We start from the raw sequence: 14,829 nt of genomic DNA, 5'->3' as shown, positions 1-14,829 counted from the left end.
CCAACACACCGCAGCCGGCAGACAGGCGTGCAAAAGCTGCCTGTCTGCCGGCCTTGCAGCGTCAGGCGGTCTGGCGTTCGTTCCACGAGTCGGAGTGGATGATGTTGCCGTCCTTGTAGGTCCAGGTGACCTTCTCGTAGCGCAGCTCGACCATCTCCAGGTGGTTGTGCTTCTCCTTGGCCGGGTCCTTGACGTCGTGCATTTTCGGCGCGACGCGCACGACCTTGACGTTCTCCAGCAGGGTGTTGAAGTACTCGACTTCCTGGCCCGCGTCGTCGATGCGGTACCACTTGAACTCGGCGCTTTTCAGGGTCTGGCCGGTGCCGACGGCCTTGTACAGGTACGGGCTGCTGGCATCAATTTCCTTGGTGAACAGGAACGGCGTGTGCACCCGGGCGCCGGTCAATTTGCCGGTGTTGTTGTCGGTGGGGATGTAGACGCTGTGGTCCTGGGCGACCACTTCGACGCTGCCTTCCCGGGACTGCACGTTGACCGAGCCTTTGATGTCAGCGCCGCCGTCATCTTTGAGCCAGAGGTAAACGGGAATTGCCATGTGAAACTCCTTGCTTGGGTTATCGAGTGCCGCGAAATGCGACGGGGGTAGCCGGCCCGGCCCCGGCAGAAAGCGACCCGCAGGCCCCCTCTTCCGGCACCAGACGGATATCGACGCGGCGGTTGGCCCTGCGCCCTTGTTCGGTGTCATTGCTGGCGATCGGTTGACTGGCGCCGTAGCCCTGCACGGCGAAGCAACTGCCGGGAATGCCGCCCATGCGCTGCATCCAGTCGCGCACCGAAGCGGCGCGGTCGCGGGACAGGCGCAGGTTCTGCTCGGCGCTGCCGGTGGCGTCGGTATGCCCGGTGACGACGATCAGCCAGCCGGGTCGGGCCTTGATGCCGACCAGTGCGTTGATCAGCACCTGGGTCGACTCGGCCTTGAGTTCGGCGCTGCCGGTGTTGAACAGCGACAGCGTGTCCAGCCGCACTGGCCCGGACGCCTGCGCCGTGTCGGTTGGCGGCCGGTAACGGCCGATGGCGTGCCAGACCGTGGTGCGCAACTGTTCGGCGTGGTAAAGGCCGAGGCCCAGCGACCAGGGCTCGCCGTAGCGGTAGTAGTCATCCAGCCGCCGGGCGTCGTCGTGCAGAACGGTCAACGCCGCTTCGCGCCGGGCTACCGCCTGCTGGTCCTGGCGATCGGTTTGGTTGATCGAAGCGTAGCGGCGCAGGTCGTCACCGACCTGGCGGATCAACAAGGTGTTCTGCCGGGCCGAGCTCGACACCGCGACGACGGCAGCGAAGACCGTCAGCCAGATGCCGATGACAGTGGCGCGCCGCGCGGCGCTGTTGCCGGTGTGTCGGGGCAGCAATTCCAGCAAAGGATCCGGCGCGGGCAAAGCACCGCCCGTGTCGATCGCCAACCGGGTCGGCACCAGCGCAGTTTTTACCTGTATCCAGTGCTGCCAGACGCTGCCAGGCATCGGATCAGGCAGACACGCCACTTGGCAGATTGCATAGGCCACTGGCGACGGCGCGCGATGCCGGCCGATGCCAGTGAAGTGCGGCGCGACGTACTGAACCAGCCATGCGCCGTGGGCGTTCATCTGCACGGCGAGTTGCATACGGTCAGTGAGCGCGGCGGCGTCTTGCCTCTGCCACTCCTCGACGCTGACGCAAGTGCCGTTGCTTCGCACCCGGGCGGATGGCTCGCCATTTTCCCAACTGAACCAGACGGGTTCGGTGCGCAAGACGCCCTCTTCCCGGCTGAAGCCGGTCCCACGAACATCCCCCGGCCCTTGGGACATGTGCTGATAACTCACGACCCACAACGGCAACGCCTGCGCACACCTGCGGATCACCGACAGCTGATGAATCAGCGCACGAAGCTGGCCGGCCAGCACCGCGCTGTCCGCGTGTTGGGCTGGATTGATGACGAACATGACGCTGAGCTGCCCACGCCATTGCGGACGGGCGGCCAGCAGCGCAGCGGCCACACCGGGCAATCGTTCAAGGCTCGGCACGCTGACGTAACAACCGCTCGCCGTCGTCCGCACGACGACCTGCTCGGCGATATCGGCATCAGCATCGGGATCAACAGCAAAAAGCCCCGCCGCCCCCTCGCCACACACCAGCACCACTGGCAGCCGATGTTCGCTGCCGGGAAGGGCTCTGAACTCATCCAGACTTAGCGAACCACCGACACGCGCCGACCTCCGCCCCGCCAGCAGCCATCCAACGACCACAAGAATTACGGCGCCAAAGACGGCGACCGCTTGAGCGACCAGGCTCAGCGGCAAAACACTGATCACCATCAGCGCCAAGCATCCCGACCACAGGGCAAGCGCGCGCATCAACTTGAGTGTCATGGGCGCGTCACACCCGCTCGGTCACAAGGGAAGCGACCAGCGCCGCCAGGTGCGAATCCAGCAACCACCAGATGCCCGCCAGCAACAATCCGGCCGCCAGCAGATGCAACAGCGGTGCGCGCAACCAGGCCGGCAAGGGTTTGCGTCCCCTGGCGTCGATCCAGGTGGGCAGCGGCTGATCCAGGGTCAGCGGCGCTACCCGGGCGGTCAACTCGGCCATCAACTGTTGCCGCTCGGGGTGGTTCGGATCCTTGTAGCGTCCGAGAAACCCCAGCATCAGTACTCGGTGATACACCCTCAGCACACACAGATCCGGCGCGGGCTCGTGCAGCACCTCACGCATTTCTTCGTACAGAAACTGCCCTGCCTGATGACGTCCGAAGTAATGCGCCTGAAGCGGTTCGTGGGTCCATTTGGCGCGGGCACTGGCATCGGCATGGGCCAGCACGGTTTCATCCAGCAGCGCGCATTGAGCGTGGCTGATGAAGTCGACACTGCGCTGGCTGACGCCGGCTTGCTTGAGGGCATCGCGAACCTCTACCACCTGGCGCGTGCACAGGTTCCAGAGCGCATCGCTGTCCGGGGCGGCCGCGCCATGGCGCAACTCGACCACCAGCAGGTAACTGTCCTGCAGCAGTTGATCCACATTGACGGGCTGGGCAGCCGACTGGCTTTTCATCGGCCGGCTCATGAGCGCAGTACCGCAAACAGCTCAAGCTTGACGTCCGGCAGCGTCGCCGGGACGTAGAACGCGCAAACCCCTTCGGCGAGCACGGCCTGACCGCTCGAATGGGCAAAGTCGAGGGCGAAATACTGGTTTTCAAGACGCAGCGGGATCGCCGCCGGCACGTGACTGAGGGGCTGCAGCGGAACGCCGTCCAAGGCTGCGTTGATCAACCGATCGACGTCGTCCGGCGTGCCGACCTTGCACAGCCGCGGGAACTGCGCCTGCAGTTGCGCCGGCGCCTCGCGGCAGCGCACCGACAGGTAAAAGTCAGCAGCGTCGGCCTCGCGCAGCCGTGGGTCGTTGAACGTCACTTGCCAGCGCCCCGGGAGCACCCGCTCCAGCGCCAGGGCGATCACCCGCGACGGCAGACTGGCTTCGAGCAACGTCGAAATCATCTGCATCAAGGGCGGGAACACCGTTTCAAGCGCTTCGTGACGGTAGGCCGGAATCGCCTCAACGTCGTGTTCGAGGGAGAACGTCAGCAGCGCCCCCGCCAGCTTCACCAACTCCTGATAGACCTGCTCGGGATGGCGCGCAGGGCTTGCCTTGAAATCGGCAAGCACGGGCTGGTAAGTGTTGAGCGCGTTGAGCAGCCAGAACAGCGAGACATCGGCCACTGCGAAGTCGGCCATGCGCTGGTTGCTCTCACGGCGCATGCCCATCAAGCGCTGGCGCTTGGACGCCAGTTGGGTCAGCAGATTGTCCAGTTGCACCAGCAAACCCGCGTGCCCTGCAAAGCTCAACAGCGGTGGCACGAACGCCTCGTCCAGGCACGCGCGCCCTTGCCCGTCCCGCACCAGCCGGGCGACCGGACAGGTCAGGTAATCGGCATTGTCATCGCTGGCCAGACGCAGGCTGAGCAGGTGCTCGAGCACGCCGATCGACTGTTGATCGTCGCCGTACAGATCCTGCACCTCACGCCACTCCTGCCGGTAGCGCACCGGTCGGTCAGCGCGAGCCCCCTCGAACAGGCAGTTGCCGCCATTGGCCTGCTCCAGGGGCAAACACAACATCACTGTGGCGCCCTGCCCCGGTTCGATCAGGATGTGTTCCAGGGCCAGCGCGGCGGGCAGCCGATCAACGCTGTCGGTGTCGATCAGCGTGCCATCCGGCAGCCGCACGCGCAGCGTGGACGCCTTGAGTTTGCCCAGCCGCAGCGCTTCAAGATCAAACGTCGCTGTCTGCACGCCCCACGGATGGACCCGCGACAGATAGGCGATGCATTCGTTGGTCCAGGCTTCCCAGCGCGCTTGCTGCTGGAATTGCTGCTGGGACAGCAGCGCCCCGGCAGCCCAGAGAGGTCGGTCGATTTTCATGTTGTGCTCACCTATGGCCGACGTCAGGTTTTGGCTTTGGGCATCTGGGAAACCAGCGACAGATTCACGTCCATGCCTTCCACCTGGAAATGCGGCACGGCGTACAACTTCACGCGGAAGAAACCGGGGTTGTCGTCGATGTCCTCCACCGTCACCCGCGCGTCACGCAGCGGATGGGAGGCCTGCAAATCGTCCCCCGGGTCGGTCATTTCGGTGACCAGCCCGCTGATCCACTTATTCAGTTCCAGTTCCAGCAAACGCCGGTCCTTGGTGGTGCCGATGTTTTCGCGCTGAATCAATTTCAAATAATGCGCAATGCGCGACAGCAGAAAGATATAAGGCAGCCGCGAATTGATCCGGCTGTTGGCCGTGGCATCGGCGGTGTCATACAGCGCAGGCTTTTGCGTCGAGTTGGCGGAGAAGAAACAGGCGTAATCGCGATTCTTGTAATACGAGAGCGGAATAAACCCCAGATTGGCGAATTCAAACTCCCGGGTTTCCGGAATCATCACTTCCGACGGGATCTTCACCTGACTGCCGGTGCCCAGGTCATATAAATGAATCGGCAGGTCCGTGACTGCCCCACCGGACTGTGGCCCGCGAATTTGCACACACCAGCCGTTATTGACGAAACTCTTCACCATGTTTGCAGCGAAGGCGAAAGAGGCATTGGTCCACAGGTATTTGCTGTGGTCGGTGCCTTTGACACTTTCCACATAATTGAAACTGCGCACCGGAATGGTGTCTGGGCCATAGGGCAACCGCCCCAATACCCGGGGCATGGTCAGCCCGATATAACGGGAATCATCGGTGTCTCGGAATGACTTCCACTTGATGTATTCCGCGCGATCAAAGTAATTGCCGATGTCTTTGATGGCAGCCACTTCCTCCATGGTTTCCTTGCCGAAGAAGGCCGGGCCGACTGAACCAATGAACGGCATATGCGCCGCCGCTGCGACTTTCGATATATTGCGAAGCAGCGCGATATCTTGCGGACTGCGATCAAACTCGTAACTGGAAACAGCCGCCGCAATGGGCTCACCGCCGGGCGTGTCGTATTCCTGGGTATAGGTGTGCATATACAGACCGCTCTGGGCGATCTCGGGGGCGTCTTCGAAATCCTGGACCAGATGGTCCTTGCTGATGTCCAGCAGCTCGATGCGCACGTTCTGGCGGAAGTCGGTCTGATCGATCAGAGACTTCACTCCGCGCCACGTCGACTCGACCCGCTGGAAGTCCGGGTGATGCATGACGGCATCAAGCTGACGGCTGATCTGCGCGTCCAGCGAGGCGATGTGTTCGTCGAGCAGGGTCTTGTCGAGGCGCTGAACCTTGCGCGACGAACCCTTGAGCAGGTTGAGGAACACGCTGACGGCTGCGGTCACGCGCTCATCGGCGGAGATCTCCGACAGCGCCTCGTTGTTCTGGAACGCCTCGATGTCGCCCAGGGCTGACACCGGGTTGAGGTTGATTTTGGAGAACAGCGCGCTATAAACGCCCGTGCTTTCTTCGGACAAAACGGTGCCACCGCCTGAGACTGCGGAAGAGTGTTTCGAGGACATGTTTGATACCTGCTATCAGAGACCCGAGTGATTAACGCTCTGTGGGTGCGGCGAGCATCGCCAGTTCGGCGCGCAGTTCATCGCTCAGCGTTTCGTCTTTGACGATGCGTTCAAGTTCGTGCCGGAAGGTGGCGTTGTCGAGCAGGTTTGATTTGAGGTCACGCAACAGATTGCGAGTCGCCAGCAGCGCGCGCAATGAGGGTATTTGTCTGGCCACGTGTTCCGGCTCGAAGTCTTTCATTCTTTCGAAATTCAAATCCACTGAAGCGTCGGAACCGTCGTCGGCGAAGGTGTTCTCAACGGTGAGTTTCAAGGCAGGGGAAAATTCTGCCAGCACACTGTCGACATTGTTTTTATTGATATTAATCTTGGTGCGCTCGGACAAGGGCCGGTCTTCCCGGCCATTGCTGTAGTCCCCGAGCACCATTAATTTAAGCGGCAATTCGACTTTTTTCTGCGCACCGCCAGTGTGCAAATCGAGTTTTATATTGACCCGCGCCTTGGGCACTTCATTTTGAAAGCTGTTTGAAGCCATAACTCCTCCGTCGAAAATGCAACACATCACAAAGGGGAATATCCGGATCGCAGGGCCTTTGTATCAGCCGAACGCCCGCACCCCAAGCGGTCAAGTTTTAACAAGTGTGAGCAGCGAATGGGCTGATGAAGTTTTCATCGAGTTCGGGAAGCGGCAAGGCTAATTCCCTACGAATAAAAACTCTACCCACCAAAGAGAGGAAGAGAGGTGTCCTACGGAAGTCTAGAATCCTTCCTACAAAATAATCTCAGACAGAGGAAGGGCTGCAGAATTAAACAGCCAGCGCAATACAGTGGCGGCGGGTTTTAAAGTACAGCTATAAAAAAACCGCAGGCGGTTGAACAGCATCCGCTGTGCAACACGCCTGCGGCCGGTTGGAGCAAATGAATCAGAAAATATAATCCGTGGTCAGGAACGTCGACTCACGGTTATGAATGATGTCGCTGATCAGCGCCTTGTTGCTCTCCTGGAACTTGGTCGCCACCAGGGTGCGGATCGAGAACACCCGCAGCGCATCGTCCACCGACAGCGTGCCCTCGGCCGAATTCTTGCGGCCGTTGAACGGGAAGCTGTCCGGGCCGCGCTGGCACTGCGCGTTGATGTTGATCCGGCCCACCTGATTGGCGAACGCATCGACCAGACGCCCGACCTGCTTGGAGTCGTTGCCGAAGATACTCAGCTGCTGACCGAAATCGGAATCCAGCACGTACTCGATCACCGTTTCCAGATCGCGGTACGCCACCACCGGTACCACGGGGCCGAACTGTTCTTCGTGGTAAACGCGCATGTCCGGGGTGACCGGGTACAGCACCGCCGGGTAGAAAAACTGCCCGTGGGTCGTGCCGCCACCTTCGTTCATCACTTTGGCGCCTTTGCTCACGGCATCGTCCACCAGCCCTTGCAGGTAATCGGTCTTGCCCGGCTCCGGCAGTGGCGTCAGCGAGACGCCCGGTTCCCACGGCATGCCCGGTTTGAGCTGGGCGAGTTTCTCCTCGAACTTTTCAAGGAAACTGCCGACCACGTTTTCATGCACGAACAGGATCTTCAACGCCGTGCAGCGCTGGCCGTTGAACGACAGCGAGCCGGTAATGGCTTCCGTCACGGCGTTGTCCAGGTTGACATCCGGCAGCACGATTCCCGGGTTCTTGGCATCCAGACCCAGTGCGGCGCGCAGACGGTGCGGCTTGGGGTGGAGCTTTTTCAGGGCGCTGGCGGCCTTGTTGGTGCCGATGAACGCGAACACGTCGATCTTGCCGCTGGCCATCAGCGCACTGACGGTCTCGCGGCCGCTGCCGTAGATCACGTTGATGACCCCGGCCGGGAAGCTGTCGCGGAACGCTTCGAGCAGCGGACGAATCAGCAGCACGCCGAACTTGGCCGGTTTGAACACCACGGTGTTGCCCATGATCAGCGCCGGAATCAGCGTGGTGAAGGTCTCGTTCAACGGGTAGTTGTAAGGGCCCATGCACAGGGTCACACCCAGCGGGACGCGGCGAATCTGGCCGAGGGTGTCCTGCTCCAGCTCGAAACGGCTCGAGCGGCGGTCGAGCTCCTTAAGGGCGTTGATGGTGTCGACGATGTAATCGCAGGTGCGGTCGAACTCTTTCTGCGAGTCCTTGAGGTTCTTGCCGATTTCCCACATCAGCAGCGTCACCACCGCATCGCGCTGCTCGCGCATCAGCTTGAGAAAGGTCTCGACGTGATGAATACGATCAGCGACACGCATGGTGGGCCAAGTGCCCTGACCGCGATCGTAGGCGTTGACGGCGGCGTCCAGCGCGGTCATTGCGGTGTCGGCGTCCATCAGCGGCGTGCTACCCAGCACTACGGATTCCAGGCCCGCGTCGGTCTTCAGCGAGACCGGGCTCAACACCGGCGCCAACGGCCCGTGCCATTGATGCAGTTCGCCATTGACCAGGTAATCGCGCTGCTCGATGGCGGGGCCTGCGCGAAACTGCTCAGGGATCTCGTCGGCGCGCGGGTACAGGTTGTCCAGGCGGTTTTGCAGGGTCATCTCATTTACCTCTTCCAGTCGGTCATCGTGCCAAACAGGCTGGACACACTACGCCACAGCCGCCGCCGAATGAAAAGCGTCGAGATAAATGTCACGTCCGGGTGACACGAAAACCGTCTGCCACCCGTGCCAGAGTTGGCGTTCAGGCCACCGCGGTCTGGTTGCGACCGGATGCTTTGGCCCGGAACAGCGCCTTGTCTGCGAGGGCCAGTAGCCCATGTAAATCCTGATCGTCGTGGTCCCACTCGGCGACGCCGAGACTCGCGGTCACCCCTTCGTCGTGCTGGCAGATGATTTCGGCGATGGCCGAGCGCAGTCTCTCGGCAATGATCTGCGCCGCGTCGATCGGCGTGTTGGCCAACAGCAGCGCGAATTCCTCTCCGCCCAGGCGGCCGCTGACATCTGCGTCGCGCACGGATTGGCGGATGACCCTGCCGATCTGCCGCAAGACCTCGTCACCTGCCTGATGGCCGTGGCCGTCGTTTATGCGTTTGAAATGGTCGATGTCCAGCATCAGGGCGCAGAGCGGCAGATCGGCCTGCTTGCAGGTCTCGTACACGGCTTCGGCCCGATGGAAGAAGGCACGGCGGTTTTGCAGTCCAGTGAGCTCGTCTGTCTGCGCGGCGTGGGCGGCGATACGATGGGCGTGTTCCATTTCACGGCTCAGGCGAAAGGCCTTCTCCATGGCCTGAGACAGTTTGCGCGTCGCGCTGACCACAAAGCCGGCAAAGATCAGCGACGCAGCCGCCATCCCCTGCTGCGCGGTCTGGGGCTGAACCAACAGCCAGATCGTGCACGGCAGCAGCACCAGCGCAATCGCCACCAGGGTCATCGAGCGGTACGCCGAGTAGCAAGACACCGCACTCACTGACATGCCCACGGCGAACAGCAGCACCAGCGTCTGGATCAGAAGATCCCCGGCCTGCATCAGCGCCAGCGCGCCACCGCCCCAGATACCGGCCGACAACACCAGCGTGATCCAGTAAGTGCTTTCCCAGCGCTCAGGGGTCCGGGCGGTTTCCGGCATCCGGAAATAAATGGCCAACATCACCAGGCGCAAGACGGTCGACGCGCCCAGCAGCCCTAGCCACCAGACAATAAGCGAGTGTTCCAGGCGCTCCCAGCAGATCCACGAGAGGATCACAGCCGCCAGCGCGCTGCCGAACACCGAGAAAAAACTCTGGCGCAGGAGCAGCTGCAATCGATCGTTGCGCACTTGGGCCCGTATCAGGGCCTCACGCGCCGGTTGAGAATCATGGAGGTACATCGAGTTCGCCCGACCCTGGCACTGGAAACGGGCCGATTGTGGCATCGTGCTATGACGCTTAACAACTCGCGCGCCAATTAACTCACACCTAACGAAAAGCAGCGTCGCCGATCGTTGCCGGTCAGGGCTCCAACCCCTCTGGGATGGGGGTTACGGGCGAGATTCATGACTGCGGACCGAGCAGCTCGATCAGCCTCAGCGCGTTGCCTGTAGCGGCGCCACTGGCAGTGTTGTCAAAAATACACCACGTCGGCGCGCCGCCTTGGGCCTCGGCCTTCAGCGCTACGGCCAGACGCGCCAGATAATCTTGTTCATAGGCGCTGTAATAGAGGCGCGGCGCCCCGTGCAGTCGCCAGTAGCGCAACCCCGGCCAACCTGCCGGCTGACTGTCGTTGCTGAGCCTCGACGGGTCGACCGTTGCTTGCGTAATGCGCCAGTGAGTCAACAGCGATTCGGCCTGCACCCAGGTTTCATGGCGCGGCTCAATGACCACCTGCCCCGCAAAGCGCTCGCGCAACCCGGTGAAAAACACCTCTGCCACGCCTGGCTCGAACGCTAGCGACGGCGGCAGTTGCAGCAGCAGGCACCCCAACCGCTCGCCCAGTTCACCGCATTGCCCGAGGAATTCATCCAGTGCCGGTGCGCAGCCCTGCAAGCGGTGTTCATGGGAAATGAGCTTGGGGATTTTCACCGAAAAGCGGAAATCCGCCGGCACCGATTCAGCCCAGCGCGCATAGGTCTGCGGACGATGGGGCCGGTAGAACGAGCTGTTGATTTCAGCGGTATTGAAGTGCCGGGCGTAGCGTTGCAAGTGGGTGCCGTCCCCCGGAAACGCCGGCCCATGCTCGCGGCCCAGACTCCAGCCGGCGCAGCCCACGAAGATTCTGCCAGGCTCCTTCGAAAGAGCGCCGTCCAAAACGGCATTGTTCAAAACAGCATCTCCAAGGCTTCGCCCATGAAGATCTCTGCGGTCTTCGGGCCGATGCCGTCGAACGCCAGCAGGCGCTTTTCGAAGTCGTGACGGTCAGCGCTGGCGGCGGCCATTGCACTGACCGCACCGCCATATTCATCCGTCAGCTTGTTCGCCAGTGCCAGCAGGCGCACGGCGGTGGATTCGTCGTAACGCGCGTAACCGCCCTCGCCCAGCATCCTCACCCGTTCCCGGTGGGTGCAGGCTGCCAGCTTTCGCGGGGTGTGGCACCCGTGCCTGTCGACGATGACGTGGTAGGTCTGCACCGCCGCCTGCGCCCGAATCCGCTTGCCCATCAGGAAACTGGCCAGCAACCATTTGAACAGCGCCTGTTCACCGCCCTGCACAAGGTCGATACCCAATTCCTGCGCCGTGATGTGCTTGCCCATGGCCGCTCCTCGATTTCCATTGCTGGAGTGACTTCTCAGGGGGCGGATGAGTTCGATCTTTTGGGCGCTGTCTGGATCGACAGCCCTCAGGCGTTGGATAGCTGGTTGATGCCGATGACCTCACCACTCCAGATCATTTCGTAGTGGGCGCTCTGCACGATGGACGTGACGTGCCGCGGAGTCAGGAGTGCCCAGCAATGATTGCCCGGCGAGCGCACCGATTGGTACCGCAGCCCGGCAATCCCGGCCTGCCTCGCGGCCTTGCCCAGCACACGGGATTGCGCGTAGTCGTCGGGTGCGTAAATGGGGTCGGAGAACGGGATGACGGTGGCGTCAACGCAGCCCGCCTCGGTGAAACTGCAACTCAGGCAGCGGAACACAAAACGCTCGTACTTCAGCGCCGCAACCCGTGACCAGTACAGCTGTTGATGATGACGCACCTCCGCGATGGCCGTGTCGACCGTATCGGCCAGGTACAGCGCGCCGAACTCGCCGCTGCTGAAGCGCGAGCCCGCAGGATTGACGTGGGTGAACGGCGCGACCGCGTAGGAACAACCGGGAATGCCGAAAGGGATTTCGGCCAGGGGAATCAGCTCGATGCGGCCGACTTCGTTCTGCAGGCGCGGGTTGGTGAGCGCCTGAATCCGGTACAGGGTCTCGAACTCGGCGGCGTCGGCGACGTCGCTGAACAGATCGATCGGCGGGAATTTGGAATTGACCAGGCGATAGCCCTGCTGCGCCTCACCGGCGAGCGCGGGAAGCGCGTCCGGCGTCACCATTGGGCGCCCCGGAGCGTGTCGATGCGTCGGAAAGTTTCGTAGAGCGAGATCATATCGCCCTGGGCCATGACGTCCAGTGGCTTTCTGCCGTTGAAAAACTCGTTGTGGTTTTCCATCGACGGGAAACCGTAGGCGTTGTCGGGGTTGTCGAACAGGGTTCGCAGGGCTGCATGGATGTTCAGCACGAAGCTGACGCGCTGCATCTGGTCCTGATCCAGCGCCACCGACCACTGTGCGTCGTCCTGGCGGGCGCGGGTATAGGTGCTTCGGGAAATGCGCAGAATCTGACAGGCCTGCTCGCTGTTGGCCTTCCATTTGTCCAGAACCCGCAACGCCGCCCGCAAACCCACCACGCACTCGGACTTCGACAGTTGCCGCGCTGGAATGGCGATGGTCATGGAATTACCTCTTGGTCACGGCAGATGTCTTTTCTGTAGACGCAACCTTAATCGATCTGCATCCACGGACGCAATGTCAAGTTGCAGCAGCATGGACTTATAGCGCGACATCCGACGCTTTCCCGGCTAAAGCCGGTCCTACATTTGAGGCCATCACCGCCTCCCTGAATGAACGCGATCCCGAGTAGGACCGGCTTTAGCCGGGACTGAAACACACGCCCCCAAAACGCTCGTCCCAGAGCCTTCAATCCCGTGAAAAAAATGTGAAAATGACATTAGTCACATCTGGTAATGATTCGCATCTTGATTCAGAATCGCGCTCCTCACCGCCCTCTCAGGAACGCCCATTGTGATCCCTCGCCTCCCCGCCTCCTTTCTTCTGGCTGGTGTCGTCACCGCCATGTCTGCCGCCAACGCAGCAGACGACCTCACTTTGCCGGCGATGCAAATCCAGGACACCGTTCCCCAGGACGACGGGCAAAGCGTGGGCTATCAGGGCAAGCCGTCTTCGAGCACCACCAAGCTGGGGCTGACCAACAAGCAGACGCCACAGGCGATCACCACCATCACCCGCGCGCAGATGAACGATTTCAAAATGAACGGGGTGAAGGATGCCCTGCGCTCGGCGCCGTCGGTGACTGTCGAGCAAAGCGAAAGCGATCGCACCGAATTCACCTCCCGCGGGTTCGACATCGGCAGTTTCGAGTACGACGGCATGGGCATGCCCTTCGCCCAGACGATCATGATCGGTGATCTGGACATGGCCGAGTTCGAGCAGATCGACGTGCTCCACGGCGCCAACGGGTTGATGAGCGGCACCGGCAATCCGTCGGCCACGGTCAACTTCATCCGCAAACGGCCCACCCGTGATTTCCAGGCGCAGATCGACACCAGCGTGGGCTCGTGGGACAACCGACGCATCGACGTCGACGTGTCGGGGCCGTTGACCGACAGCGGCAATGTGCGCGGCCGCTTCATCTATGCCCACGACAAGGGCAACTCGTGGATGGACCGCTACAGCCACGAGAAAAACGTCGCCGCCGGCCTGCTGGCATTCGACCTGTCCGACGCCGACACCCTGACCGTGGGTTTTACCCAGCACAACAGCGATTCCAACGGCAGCACCTGGGGCAACCTGCCGCTGGTTGACATCAACAATAACCCGATCCACTACAGCAGCCGCTCGTCCAATGTGGGCCAACCGTGGACCTACTGGAACATGCACACCCAGCGCGCGTTTGCAGAATGGAAGCATGACTTCGGCAACGGCTGGAACGCCACGGTCACCGGCACCGGTATTACGGAATACCAGGACACCAACATGCTGTACGTGTCGAGCGTAACCGATGACGACGCCTCGGTGTTCGCCGCTGATACCTCCAGCAAGGCGCATCAGCTGCTGGGGGAAGCCAAAGTCTCCGGGCCCTTCAGCCTGTTCGGCCGCGACCATGAGTTGACCTTCGGCGCCGCCTACGGCCGCACGCACCAGAAAGCCCGTGAATACGATGCTGGCGGGGGCACCTACTTCGACACCTCGTTCGCCGGCATTCTCGCCGGCAATACCCCTTCGCCGCAGTTTGACTACACCAGTGACATCACCAACACGCAGAACTTCGAGGACCGCCAGAAGAGCCTGTTCGCCGGTGCGCGCTTCAGCCTGGCGGATGACCTGCACTGGATCGCCGGTGCGCGCATGCTCAGCGTCGACGGCACGGGGGAGAGCTATGGCACCGATCACTCCCAGCGCGAGCACGGCAAGGTCACGCCCTACACCGGTCTGGTGTACGACCTGACCCCGCAGTGGAGCGTCTACACCAGCTGGACTCAAATCTTCAATCCGCAGTACGGCACGGTCGGCGTTGACGGGAAAGTGCTGGCGCCGCTGAAAGGCAAGAGCCTGGAAGCCGGCGTCAAGGGCAGCGTGATGGACGATCGCCTGAACCTGACGGCTGCGGTGTTCAAGACCAAACAGAGCAACGTCCAGTCGGCGGACTTCATCGAGGTGGGCTCGCAGTTCCGCTATTTCACCGACGATTACAAGAGCCACGGCATCGAGCTGGAAGCGTCGGGTGAAGCGCTGCCGGGCCTCGACCTGCTGGCGGGTTACACCTACGTGCACATCGAAAACGATGACGGCGACAAGGCACGCCGCTACGTGCCGACCCACGCCTTTCGTGGCATGGCCAGCTACCGGTTGCCAAGCCTGCCCCAAGCCAGGATCGGCACTCGGGTGAGCTGGCAGAGCGGGATTCAGAACGATCACTACAGCGTCATCCGCCAGAACGCCTACGCGCTGGTCGACCTGATGACCAGCTACGACATCGACAGCAACTGGAGCACGGCGCTGAACTTCAACAACGTCACCGACCGCAAATACCTGACCTCGCTCTACAGCGGCACGGCGAGCAACTACGGCGCGCCGCGCAACCTGACGGCATCGTTGACGTGGCGGTACTGACCAACCCGAAATTTTTTATCACGGTCGCTTGACTTCCCTTTTCCAATCAGTAAG

13 protein-coding genes are annotated in these 14,829 nt (G+C 61.6%); 1 reads left to right on the top strand and 12 read right to left on the bottom strand.

Annotated features, from left to right (window positions below; genetic code table 11):
- Window positions 1-61: 61 nt before the first annotated feature.
- From IFT99_RS07990 to IFT99_RS07935, 12 genes are all read right to left on the bottom strand, one after another.
- A complete protein-coding gene (locus IFT99_RS07990; protein ID WP_065991578.1) occupies window positions 62-553 on the bottom strand; it encodes an Hcp family type VI secretion system effector in 492 nt (163 codons plus the stop codon).
- 19 nt (window positions 554-572) lie between these two features.
- Window positions 573-2,360 carry an OmpA family protein gene (locus IFT99_RS07985; RefSeq protein WP_192131378.1) on the bottom strand — a complete coding sequence of 596 codons (1,788 nt, stop codon included), beginning with the start codon at window positions 2,358-2,360 and terminating at the stop codon, window positions 573-575.
- A 7-nt stretch (window positions 2,361-2,367) separates the two neighbouring features.
- Window positions 2,368-3,039 (bottom strand): type VI secretion system protein TssL, short form, encoded by a 672-nt coding sequence (gene tssL, locus IFT99_RS07980; RefSeq protein WP_192131376.1) that lies wholly within the window; start codon window positions 3,037-3,039, stop codon window positions 2,368-2,370.
- An 8-nt stretch (window positions 3,040-3,047) separates the two neighbouring features.
- The gene (gene tssK, locus IFT99_RS07975) at window positions 3,048-4,403 is read right to left on the bottom strand and encodes a type VI secretion system baseplate subunit TssK (RefSeq protein ID WP_192131374.1); all 1,356 of its coding nucleotides are present in this window, start codon (window positions 4,401-4,403) and stop codon (window positions 3,048-3,050) included.
- 23 nt (window positions 4,404-4,426) lie between these two features.
- Window positions 4,427-5,965 (bottom strand): type VI secretion system contractile sheath large subunit, encoded by a 1,539-nt coding sequence (tssC, locus tag IFT99_RS07970; protein ID WP_065991575.1) that lies wholly within the window; start codon window positions 5,963-5,965, stop codon window positions 4,427-4,429.
- A gap of 31 nt (window positions 5,966-5,996) precedes the next feature.
- On the bottom strand, window positions 5,997-6,500 hold the full coding sequence (tssB, locus tag IFT99_RS07965; RefSeq protein WP_065991574.1) for a type VI secretion system contractile sheath small subunit: 504 nt from the start codon (window positions 6,498-6,500) through the stop codon (window positions 5,997-5,999).
- 388 nt (window positions 6,501-6,888) lie between these two features.
- Window positions 6,889-8,514: an NADP-dependent glyceraldehyde-3-phosphate dehydrogenase gene (locus IFT99_RS07960; protein ID WP_192131362.1), complete on the bottom strand. Its 1,626-nt coding sequence runs from the start codon at window positions 8,512-8,514 to the stop codon at window positions 6,889-6,891.
- 142 nt (window positions 8,515-8,656) lie between these two features.
- Window positions 8,657-9,781, bottom strand: a complete 1,125-nt coding sequence (locus IFT99_RS07955; RefSeq protein ID WP_192131360.1) for a GGDEF domain-containing protein — start codon at window positions 9,779-9,781, stop codon at window positions 8,657-8,659.
- 163 nt (window positions 9,782-9,944) lie between these two features.
- Window positions 9,945-10,712: a DUF72 domain-containing protein gene (locus IFT99_RS07950; protein WP_244656925.1), complete on the bottom strand. Its 768-nt coding sequence runs from the start codon at window positions 10,710-10,712 to the stop codon at window positions 9,945-9,947.
- Window positions 10,709-11,140 carry a DNA methylase gene (locus IFT99_RS07945; RefSeq protein ID WP_192131358.1) on the bottom strand — a complete coding sequence of 144 codons (432 nt, stop codon included), beginning with the start codon at window positions 11,138-11,140 and terminating at the stop codon, window positions 10,709-10,711. Before IFT99_RS07945 ends, IFT99_RS07950 begins: the two co-directional genes overlap by 4 nt.
- A gap of 86 nt (window positions 11,141-11,226) precedes the next feature.
- Window positions 11,227-11,919: an RES family NAD+ phosphorylase gene (locus IFT99_RS07940; RefSeq protein ID WP_192131356.1), complete on the bottom strand. Its 693-nt coding sequence runs from the start codon at window positions 11,917-11,919 to the stop codon at window positions 11,227-11,229.
- Entirely contained in the window at window positions 11,913-12,317 is a 405-nt protein-coding gene (locus tag IFT99_RS07935) for an antitoxin Xre-like helix-turn-helix domain-containing protein (protein WP_065991569.1), read from the bottom strand. The genes IFT99_RS07940 and IFT99_RS07935 overlap by 7 nt, the downstream gene beginning before the upstream one ends.
- Window positions 12,318-12,717: 400 nt before the next feature.
- Between IFT99_RS07935 and IFT99_RS07930 the strand changes: the two genes are divergently transcribed.
- Complete coding sequence (locus tag IFT99_RS07930; protein ID WP_192131354.1) at window positions 12,718-14,775, top strand: TonB-dependent siderophore receptor; 2,058 nt, start codon at window positions 12,718-12,720, stop codon at window positions 14,773-14,775.
- Window positions 14,776-14,829 lie beyond the last annotated feature (54 nt).

Origin of the sequence: Pseudomonas sp. CFBP 8772, from assembly GCF_014841665.1 — a bacterium.
Taxonomy (GTDB): Bacteria; Pseudomonadota; Gammaproteobacteria; order Pseudomonadales; family Pseudomonadaceae; genus Aquipseudomonas; species Aquipseudomonas graminis_B.
The sequence above is the reverse complement of the archived record's forward strand: the minus strand, read 5'-3'. Positions and strand labels throughout refer to the sequence as shown.